This window comes from Streptomyces polyasparticus, from assembly GCF_014493765.1.
Lineage (GTDB): Bacteria > Actinomycetota > Actinomycetes > Streptomycetales > Streptomycetaceae > Streptomyces > Streptomyces polyasparticus.
In genome coordinates this window covers 453190-468590 of the sequence record NZ_JACTVJ010000006.1, presented here as the reverse complement: position 1 = coordinate 468590, position 15401 = coordinate 453190, and the positions used below count along the sequence as shown (strand labels likewise).

Sequence of the window (15401 nt, the reverse complement as noted above, 5' to 3'; positions counted from 1 at the left end):
CGGGGCGGAAGCGGGCCCGGTGCGCCCTGTGGAGCTGAAGCTGGTCTGGAGTGCGGAGCGGAAGTCGTACGAAGGGCGTGGGGGTCCGGTGGCCGTCTCCGGCAGCCGGAAGCGTGCGATGTGGCAGCACCGCACGGCCGGTCCGTCCGGACGCCGGCTTGCGTCCGGTGCGTAGATCGGCGGACACACACGGTAGTCGCGAACGCGTCTTGTGCGCGGGTCAGTTGGCAAAGTCGAGCGAAGCTCGCCGAGCTCTGCTATAGGCATTCGGACTGGTGAACGAAGGTGTACCCCACCTGTTCCCACGCGTAACCGGAACCTCACGGGCCACAGCCTCTCATTCCCCGGTGAACGGCCCCCAGGCGACCTCCAGTTGGCCCTCGTGCAGGTGTCCGTCGCGCGTGGTGACGGCCAGGCCGCCGCTGCCGCGCAGCCGCCCGGACCCGTCCGCCCGCACCGTGAGGAAGCGGCTGGAGAACTCCGCCCCGCCGCCCACGCCGAGGCGCCCGTCCCGCGTCGGTTCCACCCCGAGCAGCCGCAGGTAGGCGAGCAGCGGCTGGGCATGGCTGTGCTGGTTGGCCACTGGCCAGGCCTGCATCGCGACACCGAGGTCCGGCAGCACCCAGGTCTGCCCGGGGCGTTCGGACTCGGGCGGCAGATAGGCGTCGGGGCCGGAAAGCGTTCCCTCCCAGAGCCCGGGGTAGGCCCGGGCGTGGGCGGCGAGCGACATCCGCCGCCATTCGTCCCAGGCGAGCCCGGGGTCGATCCGGGCGGCGGCCCAGATCAGCGTGGCGTTGATGGCGTACCAGGTGCCGCCCATGCCGTCGGGCTTGGGCGGCCAGTGCAGCCGCGCACCCAGCGGGGAGTCCTTCCGCAGCAACTCGTCGATGGTGGCGAGGAGTTGGCGTGCTTGCTCGTCGGTCGCGGCGCCGCACAGGATCGCCCACGGTTGCACTTCGAGCCAGAGGGTGTCGTCGCCCGCGCACGCGCCGCCGGGACCGAGCGCGCGCCGGAACCAGCGCCCGTTCCACTCCCCCGCGACCCGTCCGCGCAACTCTTCGCCGTACGCCCGGGCCTCGGCAGCGGTGGACGGGTCGCCGAGCCGGTCCGCGAGCCCCGCGTAGACGGGCAGTACCCATGCCGCCATGGCCGAGTTGAGCACGGACTCGCCGCGGTCGATCATCGTCTGCCGGTCGATGCCCGCCTCGTCGAGCGCGAGGTCGTTCCAGTCGGCGTTGAGGATGCGCACATGGCCGTGCTCGCCGGTCCCGACGACCTCCTTGAACCAGCGGAACTGTCGCCGCAGATGCTCCGCGAGCGGCACCTGTGCCGCCTTGTGCACGGGGTGGAACGGCGCCGGCTCCGCGAACGCAGCCAGGTCGCCGGTCGCCGCCGCGTACTCGGCGGCCAGCCACAGGCTCCACAGATTCTGGTCCGAGGGCTGGAAGAGATCGGTGCGCGGCTGCTTCAGGTTGTCCAGCGCGTACGGGAGTTCACCGTCGGGGCTCGCCCACGCACAGGTGTTGCGCAGGACCGACAGGGCGAGGTCGGGTTCCGTGTGGACGAGGGGCAGCGCGTGCTGGAGCGGGTCGCGTGCCGCGCCGTTGAAGCCGTGGCGGTAGGAGTAGGCCGAGCCCTGGTCGAGGGTGTGTCCGCCGAGGACCCCGTCCGTGCAGGCGGCGCCGGTGAGCAGGGCTGCGTGCCAGGGGATCTCGTGGGCGGCCTGCGGTGCCTGCTCCGCGGCGGCCGTGGGGAGACGGCGGCGCAGGGCGTCGAGGTCGGCGGCGGATTCCGGGCCGCCGGAAAGGTCTCCGAGCCCGAACCGGAACTGCACCACCTCCCGCTCCCCCGGCCCGAGTTCGAGCGGCACCTCCACCCGCAGCAGCCCCTGCGCCCCCTCGGCCACGCCCCCGGGCCCTGCGAGCCCGAGCAGCTCCCCGCCCTCGTACGAAGGCCGCTCGGTACGCGCCCCGATCTCCAGATACCCGAGCACCCGCTGCCGTACGTCCCATTCCTCACTCAGCGTCCACGTCACCTGCTCCGCACGGTGGTTGGTGACGGCGACCGTGATCAGGACGACCGGCTCCTCGCCCTCGGGGAGCCGTACGGTCCGTTCGAGGGCGAGGTCGGGGCAAGCACTGCCGACGCGCAGATACGTGGGTCCGAACACGATCTGCGGATCGCGGCCCTCGCTGCGCGCCGAGGCCAGGAGCTCCGACTCCCCGTCGTACACCCGGCTGACCCCCGTGCCGCGCGGTTCGGGCTCGGTCAGCCAGCGCAGGTCCTTGTGCTCGTCCCAGAGCCCGCACCGGCCGTCCGTATCGGCCACGAGGGTGAGTCTGCGGTTGCCGAGATGCACCCAGCGGCGGCGGGTCGGCGGATCGATCACGCGGTTCCAGGCGGGCGGCGGCGGTCCGGTGAACAGGGCGAACGCGGGCAGTCCCGAGTCGTCGATCCAGCGTCCGTAACCGCTCATGGCACCCTTTCACCGCCCGCCTGGCTCGTCCGGCGCATGCTGCCACACTGATCCCATGAGCAAACCGACGACGGTGGACGAGTACCTGGAAGGCTTCGCAGGTCCCGGTCGCGCGCTACTCGAGCAGCTACGTGCCCTTGCGCACCGAGCGGCGCCGGACGCGAGCGAGGAGGTCAAGTGGGGCCATCCCGCCTGGGTGCACCCCTCGGGGACGATCCTCTTCGCGATGAGCGGGCACAAGGAGCACGCGAACTTCGTGTTCACGCCCAGCACCCGCGAGGCCTTCGACGCCGAACTCGTCCCGTATGCGACGGGCAAGGGCTCGATCAAGCTCCCGTACGGGCAGCCGGTGCCGGCCGAACTGCTCGGCCGGATGATCGCGTACCGGGTGCGCGAGCACGAGGTGGACGGCGTCAAGTGGATGTGAGCAGGCCCTGACCGCAGCGGGTCAGGGCCTGCTCTACCGGGTCAGGGGCCTGGTCGGCCGTTCACGTCCTAGCGGTGCTTGAACCACTGCAGGGCCGGGAGCGGGCGCTCGTTGTAGCCGAACAGGGCCTGGTTCTCCCAGGCGTTGCCCGAGGACGGATCGGCCGGGTCCCAGCCGTTGCCCTGGACCGCCGTCCAGGTGGCGTCCCACCAGAAGACCCCGAGCCCGCGGCCGCCGGGCACGGCCTCGACCACGTTCATGATGTCGCGCAGCCACTGGGCCTGCCCGGCCTCGGTCGCGGGATAGCCGGCGACGAGCTCGCCGGACTGGTCGATCACGTTCTCCCAGCCGTCCTTGCTGTCGAGCCGGAAGGGGTACGCCGTCTCGGCGACGAACAGCGGCTTCTTGTAGCGCGCCGACAGGTCGTCCAGGTTCGCCTGGAGGTCGGACAGGTTGCCGTGCCAGTAGCCGTAGAAGGACAGGCCGATGGCGTCGAAGGGAACGCCCTGGGCTACGGCGTTGTCGAACCACCAGCGGTAGAGCGCGTTGTCACCGCCGTGTGCGAGGTGCAGCGAGACGAGCGTGCTCGACGAGACGGCCTTCGCGGCCTCGGCACCCGACTTCAACAGACCTGCGGTCTGGGACCAGTTGGAGGTGTTGCCCGCGGGCCAGAGCAGCCCGGTGTTGATCTCGTTGCCGATCTGCACCATGTCGGCCGTGGTGCCCTGCGCCTTCAGCGCGTTCAGGACGTCGTACGTGTGGTGGTAGACGTCCGTACGCAGCTGGGTGTACGAGTGGCCCGCCCAGGCGGCCGGCGGGGACTGCACACCGGGGTCGGCCCAGGTGTCCGAGTAGTGGAAGTCGACCAGGAGCTTCATGCCCTGGGCCTTGATGCGCTTGGCCTGGGTCAGGACGCGGGCCTTGTTGTTGTAGCCGTCGGCGGGGTTGAGCCAGACGCGCAGCCGCGCGTAGTTCATGCCCGAGGACTTCAGGGTGGCGAGGGCGTCGGTAGCGGTGCCGGAGCTGTTGCGGTAGACGCCGCCGTAGTCCTCGTTCTTCTTGAGGGAGGAGATGTCGGCGCCCTTCACCGGCACACCGGTGGAGCCGGGCGTGAAGGTGAAGTCGTCGAAGTTCGCCCACTGGCCCGCCGCCGCATCGGAGTTGAGGCTGATGGTGCAGGCGCCGCCGGTGACCTTCACCGAGGTGACCAGGCGTATCCACTTGCCGTTGGGCGTGGGCGGCAGGTCGGTGCGCTGCTCGGCGCTCCCGCAGTTCTTCAGCGAGAGATACGCGGAGTTCTGCCCGCCGCTGGAGCGGACCCAGCCGCTGAGCGTGTAGTTCCCGTCGGCGAGACCGGTCAGGTACTGGTACGTCTCGACCTTGTAGGCGGAGGCGGAGTAGTGGCTGAGGCGGTGGCTGCCGCCGTGGCCGCCGGCCTCCGAGAAGGAGGCTGCGGTCGTGCCGTACTCGGACCAGCCGCTGGGCGCGGCGCTGCCCGTGCCGTCGGCTTCGAACCCGGTGTTGGCGAGGGTGCTCGCGGCCTCGGCGGTGGTCGCGGGCAGGACGTGCAGGGCGGGCAGGCAGGCGAGTGCGAGACCGGCCGTGAGTGCCCAGGTGGTGCGTCCGGTGGTGCGTCTGATGGTGCGTCCGAGGGGGAACTTCATCGTCGTCCCTTCGACGGGGGGTTAGGGGAGATCGGGGATAGAAGAACCCCCGCCCGGAGGCTCCCCTGATGACGTTCCGGTCGGGGGGTGTGAGGGCCTGGCGCCGAGCGGCCCTTGCCGGGCTCGGCGCCAGGCGGTCCGATGACCTGGATGGATGGGCTGACGGGCGCGTGCTCCGTCGGCCGGCGGGCTCGCGGCCCGGCGGGAGCGGCAGCTCAGCGGCGGCTCAGCCGTCCAGGCGTACGACCCGCACCGCACCCGCGGGCACCGTGAGGCGGCCGGCGGCGCGGTCCACGGTGAGCAGTTCGGTGCCGGAGTCGGGCAGGGGGATCTTGACGTCCGCACCCGTGTGGTTGATCGCGAACAGGTACTCCCCCGCGGGCCCGCTGCGCCGCACGACCTCCACGTCGCGCGGGAGTTCCGCGCGCGGCTCGATCCCGGCGTCCGCGCAGGCGGGCGCGAGGATCTCGGCCAGGGCGGTGGCGTCGAGGCGGGTGGAGACGTACCAGGCGGTGCCCTCGCCGAGCCGGTGCCGGGTCACGGCCGGGCGGCCCGCCGCGAGTCCGTCCGTATGCGACCAGACGGCCTCGGCTCCGCGCTCGACCACGAACTCGGTCCAGACATCGCCGGTGAGCTCGGCGCCGGCCGGTCCGGTGAGCTTGACCTTCTGGTCCTTCAGGAGCGGCGAGTGCTCCTCGACCGTGAGACCGAGGACATCCCGCAGGACACCCGGGTACGGGCCGGGGTGCACGCCGTCGTGCTCGTCGACGATGCCCGAGAAGTACGAGACGACGAGCGTGCCGCCGCCTTCCACGTAGGAGCGCAGGTTGCGGCCGGCCGCTTCCGTCGCAAGATAGAGCGCGGGTACGACGACAAGGGGATAGGCCGACAAGTCGGCTTCCGGGTGGGCGAAGTCGACCGTGAGGTGCTGGTCGTACAGCGCCTCGTAGAAGGTGTCGGCCCGTTCGCGCGCGTCGTGGTCCTCGCTGGGGCGCCACTCCAGGGACTGCGCCCACCAGGACTGCCAGTCCCACAGGACGGCGACGTCGGCGACGGTCCGGGTGCCCCGGATCTCGGCCAGCGCGCCGACGTCCGCGCCCAGTTCGACGACCTCCCGCCACACGCGCGAGTCGGTGCCGGCGTGCGGCAGCATCGCCGAGTGGAACTTCTCAGCGCCGCGCCGCGACTGGCGCCACTGGAAGAACATCGCGCCCTCGGAGCCGCGTGCCACATGGGAGAGGGAGTTGCGCGCCATCTCGCCGGGCGCCTTGGCGGGGTTACGGGGCTGCCAGTTGACGCCGCTGGTGGCGTGCTCCAGAAGCAGCCAGGGTGCGCCGCCCGCGACGGAGCGGGTGAGGTCCGCGGCCATCGCGAGGTTGACGTGGGTGCGCCGGCCGTCGGTGATCAGGTAGTGGTCGTTGGTGACCAGGTCGACCTCACGGCCCCAGGCCCAGTAGTCGAGGGTGTCGCACTGGCTGAGCGCGGTCATGAAGTTGGTGGTCACGGGCACGCCGGGTGCGAGCCGGTGCAGGATGTCGCGTTCCGTACGGAAGTTGTCGAGCATCATCGCGTCGGCGAAGCGCTTGTAGTCGAGGGCCTGCGCGGGGTTGCCCACGGTGGGGGCGGTGCGCGGCGGGTTGATCTCGTCGAAGCTGCCGTAGCGCTGGCTCCAGAAGGCGGTCCCCCAGGCCTCGTTGACCGCGTCGAGCGAGCCGTGCCGCTCGCGCAGCCAGACCCGGAAGGCTGCCGCGCAGGTGTCGCAGTAGCAGGCCGAGACGGGCACGCCGTACTCGTTGTGCACGTGCCACAGGGCGAGCGCGGGGTGCTCCGCGTAGCGGGTGGCGAGCGCGGTGGCGATACGGGCGATGGCCTCGCGGTACGCCGGGCTGCTGTGGCAGATCGCGCCGCGTGAGCCGAACTCGTAGCGCACACCGTCCTTGTCGACCGGCAGCGCCTCGGGGTGGGCGCGGTAGAACCAGGCGGGCGGCGCCATGGTGGGGGTGCCCAGGTCGACGCGTATCCCGTTCTCGTGCAGCAGATCCAGGACGCGGTCGAGCCAGCCGAACTCGTAGGCGCCTTCTGCGGGTTCGAGCAGCGCCCACGAGAAGATCCCGACGCTGACCATCGTGACGCCGGCCTCGCGCATCAGACGGACATCCTCGGCCCAGACGCTTTCCGGCCACTGCTCGGGGTTGTAGTCACCGCCGAAGGCCAGGCGCGTCAGGCCTACGGGAACCGTGTCCGGCTCGCCTGCGCGGGTGGTGTCCGCCATGAATGTTCTCCCGGGCTTCGATCTTTTGGGAACGTGCACACATTGGCTCAGCCAGCGTGCCCGCACACAATTGCAGCCCCGCAGACCATTGACAAGTGTCCTAGGTGTTTCTCTACTGTGAACGCTCACAGAGACATGGTGAGCCCCGGACGTCAGGCCGGAGGCTCGAGGCCACCCTCCGTCCGCACTGCCGATCGGCCCTTTCCAGCCACCGCCAAGCCGTGGCCGGAAGCCGACAGGACGGGCCGGATTCAGGCCGTCATTCAGGTCAGGGAGAAGAGATCCATGCCGAACACCACGCACGGGCGTCTGCTGCGCTGGAGCGCCACCGCCGTTTCGGTCGCCCTCGGTGCGACCGCGCTCACCGCCTGCGGCTCGTCCGACGGCGACAAGGGCGAGACCGCTTCGGGTCCCGCCTCGCTCACGTACTGGACGTGGACGCCCGGCATGGACAAGGTCGTGGACCTCTGGAACGAGGGCCCGGGCAAGCAGCAGCAGATCAAGGTCACCGTGAAGAAGCAGGCTTCCGGCGACACCCTGGTCACCAAGATCCTCACGGCACACAAGGCGGGCAAGGCCCCCGACCTGGTGCAGGCCGAGTACCAGGCGCTGCCGACCCTGGTCAGCAATGACGCGCTCGCGGACATATCCGGCGAGGTCGAGGACGTGAAGGGCCAGTTCGCCGAGGGCGTGTGGCAGCAGACCACGCTCGGCTCGGACGCCGTCTACGCGGTGCCGCAGGACTCCGGGCCGATGATGTTCTACTACCGCGCCGACCTCTTCAAGCAGTACGGCCTGAAGGTCCCGGCCACCTGGGACGAGTTCGCCGAGACCGCCCGCGCCCTGAAGAAGAAGGCCCCGGACAAGGCGCTCACCACGTTCTCCGCCAACGACTCGGGTCTGTTCGCGGGCCTCGCCCAGCAGGCCGGCGCCAAGTGGTGGACCACCGAGGGCGAGAAGTGGAAGGTCGGCATCGACGACGCCGCCACGCAGAAGGTCGCCGACTTCTGGGGCGGTCTCGTCGAGGAAGGCGCGATCGACAACCAGCCGATGTACACCCCGGCCTGGAACAAGTCGCTCAACACCGGCAAGCAGATCGCCTGGGTCAGCGCCGTCTGGGCGCCGGGCACCCTGACCACGGCCGCGCCCGACACCAAGGAGAAGTGGGCGATGGCCCCGCTCCCCCAGTGGAACAAGGGTGAGCAGACCACCGGCAGCTGGGGCGGCTCCTCGACCGCGGTGACCACGGACTCCAAGAACAAGGAAGCCGCCGCGAAGTTCGCCGCCTGGCTCAACACCGACCCGAAGGCGCTGACCGCCCTCGCCAAGGAAGGCGGCATCTACCCGGCAGCCACCACCGCGCAGACGTCGGACGCGTTCGCCCAGCCGCCGGCCTTCTTCGCCAACCAGCCGGACTTCTACACCCGCGCCGCCGAGATCGCCAAGACGACGGCGCCCTCCGCCTGGGGCCCGAACGTCAACGTCGCGTACACCACCTTCAAGGACGCCTTCGCCAAGGCCGCCAAGGACAAGTCGGACTTCGGCGCGGCCCTGACGACGATGCAGGACGCCACGGTCACCGACCTCGAGAAGCAGGGCTTCGAGGTCGCCGAGTGACACGCGCACGCCGGAGGTCGTACGGGGTGAAGAGCGCCCCGTACGCCCACCCGTCTCCCACCACCGCCCTCAAAGGAGCGCTCCGCGCGCCCTATCTTTTCCTCCTCCCCGCGGCGATCCTGTTCGCCCTCTTCTTCGCTCTGCCCATCGGGTACGCACTGTGGCTCTCGCTGCACAAGATCGAGGTCAAGGGCCTGGGTCTGGGCAGCGGCGCCCGCGAGGAGGTGTGGGCGGGCCTGTCCCACTACGCCGACACCCTCACCGACTCCGAGCTCCTCGACGGCGCCCTGCGCGTCCTCGGCTACGGCCTGATCGTCATCCCCGTGATGCTCGGCCTCGCGCTGCTCTTCGCCCTGATGCTGGACAGCGAGCGGGTCCGGTTCACGCCGGTCACGCGTCTGGCGATCTTCCTGCCGTACGCGATCCCGGGCGTGGTGGCGGCTCTCCTGTGGGGCTTCCTCTATCTCCCGGACGTCAGCCCGTTCCACTTCCTGCTCGACAAGGCGGGCCTGCCACAGCCGGACCTCCTGGACGGCGGCCCGCTGTACATCGCGCTGTCGAACATCGCGGTCTGGGGCGGCACCGGCTTCAACATGATCGTCATCTACACCTCGCTCAAGGCGATCCCCGTCGAGGTGTACGAGGCCGCGAAGCTGGACGGCTGCAGCCCGCTGCAGATCGCGCTGAAGATCAAGATCCCGATGGTGGCGCCCTCCCTGGTGCTCACCTTCTTCTTCTCGATCATCGCGACGCTCCAGGTGTTCAGCGAGCCCACCACGCTGCGCCCGCTCACCAACTCCCTGTCCACCACCTGGAGTCCGCTGATGAAGGTCTACCAGGACGCCTTCGGCAAGAACGACATCCACTCGGCGGCCGCGACCGCCGTGGTGATCGCCTTCGTCACCCTGGCCCTGTCCTTCGGCTTCCTGCGGCTCGCGAACTCCCGTAACCAGGAGGAGGCCCGATGAGCTCCCTCGCCGTACGCAAGACGGCGCCCGCCGCGGGCACCACCCCCGGCACGGCCCAGGGCCCGCCGCTGCGCCGCCGTATCGCCCTGATCCCGACGGCCACGCTGGTCGTCGGCGCCCTGTACTGCCTGCTTCCGGTGGCCTGGGTGGCCGTCGCGGCGACCAAGTCGGGCACGGAGCTGTTCTCCACCTTCACGTTCCTGCCCGGTACCGGATTCGCCGACAACGTCGCCGAGTTGAACGCGTACCGCGACGGCGTCTACTGGACCTGGATGGGCAACTCCGCGCTCTACGCGGGCCTCGGTGCCCTCCTGTCCACCGCGGTCTCGGCGATCAGCGGCTACGCGCTCGCGATCTACCGCTTCCGCGGCCGCGAGACGATGTTCAACGTGCTGATGGCCGGCGTCCTGATGCCGCCGGTGATCCTGGCCGTGCCGCAGTATCTGCTGCTCGCCAAGGCCGACTTGACCGACTCGTACGCCTCGGTCCTGCTGCCGCTGATCCTCTCGCCGTACGGCATCTATCTCGCGCGGATCTACGCGGCCGCCGCGGTGCCGCCCGATGTGGTGGAGGCCGGACGCATGGACGGCGCGGGGGAACTGCGGATCTTCACGCGGATCGCGCTGCCGATGATGGTGCCGGGTCTGGTGACGGTCTTCCTGTTCCAGTTCGTCGCCGTCTGGAACAACTTCATGCTGCCGTACATCATGCTGAGCGACGACGAGAAGTTCCCGATCACGCTCGGTCTGTACACGCTGCTCGAACAGGGCGCCAACACCCCGGCCCTGTACACCCTCGTCATCACGGGCGCGCTGCTCGCGGTGCTTCCCCTGATCGCCCTCTTCCTGGTCATCCAGCGCTTCTGGAGCCTCGATCTGCTGTCCGGAGCCGTAAAGTCGTGACCATGAGCAACGCGGGGGCCAGACGCAAGGCGCCGACCATCCACGACGTCGCACGGGAGGCGGGCGTCTCGCGCGGCACCGTCTCGCGGGTGCTCAACGGCGGGCACTACGTGTCACCGGCGGCACGCGAGGCGGTGGACGCGGCGATCAAGTCGACCGGCTATGTGGTCAACCGGCATGCCCGGTCCCTGATCACCGGCCGTTCGGACTCGGTGGGCTTCCTGCTCACCGAGCCGCAGGAGCGGTTCTTCGAGGACCCCAACTTCAATGTCCTGCTGAGGGGTTGCACGCAGGCCCTCGCCGCATACGACATCCCGCTGCTCCTGATGCTGGCCGGCACCCAGGACGAACGCCGCCGCATCACCCGCTACATCACGGCCGGCCATGTCGACGGGGTGCTCCTGGTCTCCAGCCACTCCGGCGACCCGGTCGCCGAGGAGCTGCGCGCGGCCGGGGTGCCGCTGGTGGCCTGCGGAAAGCCCATCGGGCATGCGTCCAAGGTGAGTTACGTGGCCGCCGACGACCGCGACGGCGCCCGGGACATGGTGCGCTATCTGCACCAGTCGGGCCGCCGGCGGATCGCCACGGTCACCGGTCCGCTGGACACACCGGGCGGTGTGGACCGGCTCGCGGGCTACCGCGAGGTCCTCGCCGAGCTGGGCATCGCGCCCGACGACCGGCTGATCGAGCACGGCGACTACAGCCGCGCCGGCGGCGAGGCGGCCGCCGAGCGCCTGCTCGCGGCGGCGCCGGACCTGGACGCGGTGTTCGTGGCCTCGGACCTGATGGCGCAGGGCGTGCTCAGCGCCCTGCACCGCGCGGGACGCCGCGTCCCCGAGGACGTGGCGATCGGCGGCTTCGACGACTCCCCCGCCGCACTGGCCTCCTCCCCCGAACTCACGACGATCCGCCAGCCCTGGGACCGCATCGCCACCGAAATGGTCCGCGTCCTCCTCGCCCAGATCGGCGGCGAGGACCCGGCGGCGGTGATACTCCCGACGGAACTGATCGAGCGGCGCTCGACGTAAATCTCGACGCGAGAGTCGCACTCGGCGTGAGAGACGCGAGAAGGGCGGGGGCTCGGGCCCCCGCCCTTCTGCCTCGAGCGTCCGCCGCCGTACGACGGCCGGCCGACCAGTGTGACGCCGGTTTGGACCTGACCGGCCGATCAAGTTCGGCTGCGAACCCGACGCCTTGCGAGCCGGGTCACCATCCCAGATCAGCGGGACGCTGGTGCCCGCACGGCACGACCGCACCGTCCTTGTCCACAACCTCGGAGGCGTTGGCGGAGTTGACCCACACGGTGATGCCCTGAGTGTGCACAACGACGTTGAACGGCGAGTCCTCAGGCTCCAGCGCGGTCACGACGGTGAACTCCTCACCAGGGCGCATCCAGTGATCGGTTCCCCAGGGCTCCACCCAAAGGCAGAGCAGCTTCTCGGTCTCGTTGCTCACGCTGGTCTTCGACACGCCAGAACCCTAGTGCTGTGCCCGGGTACGTTCGCCGGGTCGGTGATCACAGGGGGTCTTCGGCCTTGCTCCCGTTCAGGAGCTGGGTGCGTGCGACGATCGGAAGGTGGCCACACCCGATTTCATGGCTCTCCGGCGCCTTCTGATCGACTCCCTGTCGGTGCTGGCGGCCGATGCTTCGGTCCAGACGGCTTGGCTCGATGAGCACGAGGTTGCGGTGGATGAGATCGCGCTGGACTTCGATCACGCGTTCCGCATGGCCAACAGGCTGGTGGAGCACGACCAGATCAGCGGGAGCGCCGCTGCTGAGCTCCGGGAGATCGACGTACTGCTTGCCGGTATGAGCGGTCACGAGCAGGCCGACCGATGGACACGGGATGCGCTGGTCAGCGATGCTGGGTGGAGCCAGGCCCGGCAGCTCGCGCACCAGGTCCTCATCGAGCTGACCGGCGGATGGGAGCACCCGCTGCCGAGCATCCAGGCGATCCGCTGACGCGGGGTGGCCCCTGGCTCTGCCCACTGCAGGTGTCCGACCGCCGGCGCACCAAGAACGCCCGCCACCCCGATGTCCTCGCGGCGCAACGCAGAGAACGGCGGCGCAACGCAGAGAACGGCGGCGCAACGCAGAGAACGGCGGCGCAACGCAGAGAACGTGCGCGGCGTCCCGTAGCGAGAAGGGCATCCGCTGGGGCGGCCGACGACTCGCCGCCCCAGCCTGATCACCACTCCGGCAAACGCTCCTGGTCACAGCACTGGCGACCGGCGTGATCGACCGAACAGGCCTAGTTGACCGGCGTGACGTCCGCCTTCCGTGGCTGGGCCTCGCTGCCCGCGGGCGGTTGTACGTCGACGCCGACCGGGTGGGCCGCGGGTGCCGCGACCGTGCGCCACCAGGCGGCGGTCGGCAGGGTGCCCGTGGGCTCGAACGGCAGGCCCGGGTGCGGCAGGGCCAGGTCGACGCCTGCCTTGCGGGCCGCGGAGAGGGTGCCTTCGCCGGGCTCCTCCCACGGGTGCGGTGCGAGGTTGAACGTGCCCCAGTGGATCGGCAGCAGCACCCCGTGCGCACCGCCCTGTAGATCGAGATGCGCCTGCACGCCCTCCTCGGGCGTCATGTGGATATCGGGCCACCACTCCGAGTACGCGCCGATCTGGATCATCGTCACGTCGAAGGGCCCGTGCTCACGGCCGATGTCGGCGAAGCCCGGGAAGTAGCCGGTGTCGCCGGAGTGGTACACGCGGTGCTCGCCCGAGGAGACGACCCACGAGGCCCACAGGGTGTGCTGAGTGTTGCGCAGGCCGCGGCCGCAGAAGTGGCGGGCCGGGGTGGCGGTCAGGGTGAGGCCGTTTACCGTCGCCGACTCGTTCCAGTCCAGCTCGCGCAGCCGGTCGGGCGAGACGCCCCAGCGCTCGAGGTGTGCGCCGACGCCGAGCGGCACCGCGAACACGGTGTCCGTACCGGCGAGCGCCTGGATCGTGGGCAGATCGAGATGGTCGTAGTGATCGTGCGAGATCACCACCACGTCGACCGGGCCGAGCGCCGCGAGCGGCAGCGGCACCGGGTGCAGCCGCTTCGGCCCGGCGAACGCGAACGGCGAGCAGCGCTCACCCCACACCGGGTCGAAGAGGACCCGTCGGCCGTCGATCTCGGCGAGCACGCTGGAGTGCCCCATCCACGTGATCCGGAGCCCGTCGGCGGGCGGCTTCGCCAGGTCGGCGAGCGTCGTCGGGTGTACGGGGATCGTGCCGGCCGGGGCGCGGCGCACGCGCTGGTCCTTGGCGAAGTACGTCTTGGCGAACTCCAGCTTCGAGCCCTGGGGTCCGATCTTGGCGCCCACCGGGTTCTGGAAGGTGCCGTTCGCGAAGTGCGGCGAGCGGCGGATGCGCTCCATGCGCTCACCGGCCGGGTCCGCACCGAACCCGAGGGGCCTGAGCGAGCGGAGTGACGAACTCAGGGAACGCGAGACGGTCACGGCAGCTCCAGGGTGGGGGTCATGGGGGCTTCATTATGGGCGCGCGGAGGCACCGGCCCGCGGTGCGCGGAGGGCGGTGTGCTCTTCGGCCTCATGCCCTCCTCAACGTGGAAGGGGCGTGCAAGATTCCGGGGACTGCGGGGCGCGGTCTACGCCAGCGGGGTGACGGCGCCGCCCGCGACGGGCCGGCCCGGACGCATGGACCGGACGCACGGACCGGGCACACGCACCGGGCGCACGGACCGACCACACGGACTGGCGCACGGACCGCGCACACGGACCACCACCGCATGGACCGAGCACACAGACCACCACCGCATACCCCCGGCCCGAACCTGCACCGACCGAACGTACGCCCGAGCACACCTAGAATGTCCCCCCATGACCGCCGGAGCCCCCCGCCCCGACCGGACGCCGGCCGAGGCCCGCGTCGCCGGTCTGCTGGGCGCGCTCGGCCTGGGCGCGGCCCTGTGGCTGGACACCTGGGCCGACGGGGAGACCGCGCATCTGGCGTTCGTGATCTGGGCGGCCGTGGGCATCGGTGTGTTCACCGCCGGGATCATCACGCAGTGCGACCGCATCCGCCGCGAACGGGCCAGGTCATCGGGGGCCCCGCGCACCTCGCACAATGAGGGGTACGCGTCGGGCCTGGTGCCCGCCCCACGACAGGAGAGCCCGCACGGTGTCACGGCAGCGCAGGAAGCCCGTACGTCAGGATCGCGAGCCGGAGGGTAGGCAGACGCCCTCCTCGCCCCCCTCCTCACCCCGCAGCGCTCCCACCCGGCCTCAGCCCTCGGCACCCGCCCACACCCCGCACGCCGCCGACCTCAAGGCCGACTGCGCCAACTGCTTCGCCCTGTGCTGCGTGGCCCTGCCCTTCGCGAAGTCCAGCGACTTCGCGGTCAACAAGGCGGCCGGCACCCCCTGCAAGAACCTCGAGCAGGACTACCGCTGCGGCATCCACACCGACCTGCGCCCCAAGGGCTTCACCGGCTGCACCGTCTTCGACTGCTTCGGCGCCGGCCAGAAGGTCTCCCAGGTGACCTTCCTCGGCGAGGACTGGCGCACCTCGAAGCGGACGGCCCGCCAGATGTTCGCGGTCTTCCCCGTCGTACGGCAGCTCCAGGAGCTCCTGCGCCACCTCGCCGAGGCACTCACCCTCCCGGCCGCCCGAGCCCTGCACGCCGAGCTGCTCACCTCGTACGAGGGTCTCGACGCCCTGACCCGCAAGGACGCCGACACCCTGCTCGCCACCGACGTCCCCGCCGTACGGCAGGAGGTCAACGCGCTGCTGCTGCGCGCGGGCGATCTGCACCGCGCCCAGGCCCCGGGCCGTGCCCGCAACCACCGCGGCGCCGACCTGTTCGGCGCCAGGCTCGCCAAGGCCGATCTGCGCGGAGCGAGCCTGCGCGGCGCGGTCCTCGTCGCCGCCGATCTCAAGGGTGCCGACCTGCGGTGGGCGGACATGATCGGCGCGGATCTGCGCGACGCCGATCTCCGCGCGGCCGATCTGCGCGACACGGTCTACCTCACGCAGGCCCAGCTGGACGCGGCCAAGGGCGATGCCAAGACCAAGCTGCCCGCAGGTCTCAGCCACCCGAAGCACTGGGCACCGGACGTGCGTTGACATGCCCG

General features: G+C 70.6%; 13 protein-coding genes. 8 read left to right on the top strand and 5 right to left on the bottom strand.

Annotated elements, in window-relative coordinates; translation table 11 throughout:
- Positions 1 to 337: 337 nt before the first annotated feature.
- On the bottom strand, positions 338 to 2476 hold the full coding sequence (locus H9Y04_RS14050; protein WP_187814148.1) for a GH36-type glycosyl hydrolase domain-containing protein: 2139 nt from the start codon (positions 2474 to 2476) through the stop codon (positions 338 to 340).
- Between the two features lie 55 nt (positions 2477 to 2531).
- Between H9Y04_RS14050 and H9Y04_RS14045 the strand changes: the two genes are divergently transcribed.
- On the top strand, positions 2532 to 2903 hold the full coding sequence (locus tag H9Y04_RS14045; RefSeq protein ID WP_187814147.1) for an iron chaperone: 372 nt from the start codon (positions 2532 to 2534) through the stop codon (positions 2901 to 2903).
- 68 nt (positions 2904 to 2971) lie between these two features.
- Here H9Y04_RS14045 and H9Y04_RS14040 read toward each other — a convergent pair whose 3' ends face one another.
- Positions 2972 to 4567: a glycoside hydrolase family 53 protein gene (locus tag H9Y04_RS14040; RefSeq protein ID WP_187814146.1), complete on the bottom strand. Its 1596-nt coding sequence runs from the start codon at positions 4565 to 4567 to the stop codon at positions 2972 to 2974.
- A 226-nt stretch (positions 4568 to 4793) separates the two neighbouring features.
- Positions 4794 to 6839 (bottom strand): beta-galactosidase, encoded by a 2046-nt coding sequence (locus H9Y04_RS14035; RefSeq protein WP_187814145.1) that lies wholly within the window; start codon positions 6837 to 6839, stop codon positions 4794 to 4796.
- 285 nt (positions 6840 to 7124) lie between these two features.
- Between H9Y04_RS14035 and H9Y04_RS14030 the strand changes: the two genes are divergently transcribed.
- From H9Y04_RS14030 to H9Y04_RS14015, 4 genes are read left to right on the top strand one after another with little or no spacing between them, the layout of a single operon-like run.
- Positions 7125 to 8456 (top strand): ABC transporter substrate-binding protein, encoded by a 1332-nt coding sequence (locus H9Y04_RS14030; RefSeq protein ID WP_187814144.1) that lies wholly within the window; start codon positions 7125 to 7127, stop codon positions 8454 to 8456.
- Complete coding sequence (locus H9Y04_RS14025; protein ID WP_187814143.1) at positions 8453 to 9424, top strand: carbohydrate ABC transporter permease; 972 nt, start codon at positions 8453 to 8455, stop codon at positions 9422 to 9424. The genes H9Y04_RS14030 and H9Y04_RS14025 overlap by 4 nt, the downstream gene beginning before the upstream one ends.
- On the top strand, positions 9421 to 10326 hold the full coding sequence (locus H9Y04_RS14020) for a carbohydrate ABC transporter permease (RefSeq protein WP_187814142.1): 906 nt from the start codon (positions 9421 to 9423) through the stop codon (positions 10324 to 10326). The genes H9Y04_RS14025 and H9Y04_RS14020 overlap by 4 nt, the downstream gene beginning before the upstream one ends.
- Entirely contained in the window at positions 10323 to 11354 is a 1032-nt protein-coding gene (locus H9Y04_RS14015) for a LacI family DNA-binding transcriptional regulator (protein WP_187814141.1), read from the top strand. Before H9Y04_RS14020 ends, H9Y04_RS14015 begins: the two co-directional genes overlap by 4 nt.
- A gap of 178 nt (positions 11355 to 11532) precedes the next feature.
- Here the strand turns inward: H9Y04_RS14015 and H9Y04_RS14010 are convergent, their stop codons facing one another.
- Entirely contained in the window at positions 11533 to 11796 is a 264-nt protein-coding gene (locus H9Y04_RS14010) for a hypothetical protein (protein WP_187814140.1), read from the bottom strand.
- Positions 11797 to 11902: 106 nt separating this feature from the next.
- Here H9Y04_RS14010 and H9Y04_RS46700 point away from each other — a divergent pair, with 106 nt between their 5' ends.
- Positions 11903 to 12289 carry a hypothetical protein gene (locus H9Y04_RS46700; protein ID WP_308800973.1) on the top strand — a complete coding sequence of 129 codons (387 nt, stop codon included), beginning with the start codon at positions 11903 to 11905 and terminating at the stop codon, positions 12287 to 12289.
- 289 nt (positions 12290 to 12578) lie between these two features.
- On the opposite strand, the gene H9Y04_RS14000 is transcribed toward H9Y04_RS46700, so the two are convergent.
- Entirely contained in the window at positions 12579 to 13766 is a 1188-nt protein-coding gene (locus H9Y04_RS14000; RefSeq protein ID WP_187814139.1) for an MBL fold metallo-hydrolase, read from the bottom strand.
- Between the two features lie 381 nt (positions 13767 to 14147).
- Here H9Y04_RS14000 and H9Y04_RS13995 point away from each other — a divergent pair, with 381 nt between their 5' ends.
- Both H9Y04_RS13995 and H9Y04_RS13990 read left to right on the top strand, forming a co-directional pair.
- On the top strand, positions 14148 to 14501 hold the full coding sequence (locus tag H9Y04_RS13995) for a hypothetical protein (protein ID WP_187814138.1): 354 nt from the start codon (positions 14148 to 14150) through the stop codon (positions 14499 to 14501).
- On the top strand, positions 14395 to 15393 hold the full coding sequence (locus tag H9Y04_RS13990; protein WP_187814137.1) for a pentapeptide repeat-containing protein: 999 nt from the start codon (positions 14395 to 14397) through the stop codon (positions 15391 to 15393). Before H9Y04_RS13995 ends, H9Y04_RS13990 begins: the two co-directional genes overlap by 107 nt.
- Positions 15394 to 15401: the final 8 nt, after the last annotated feature.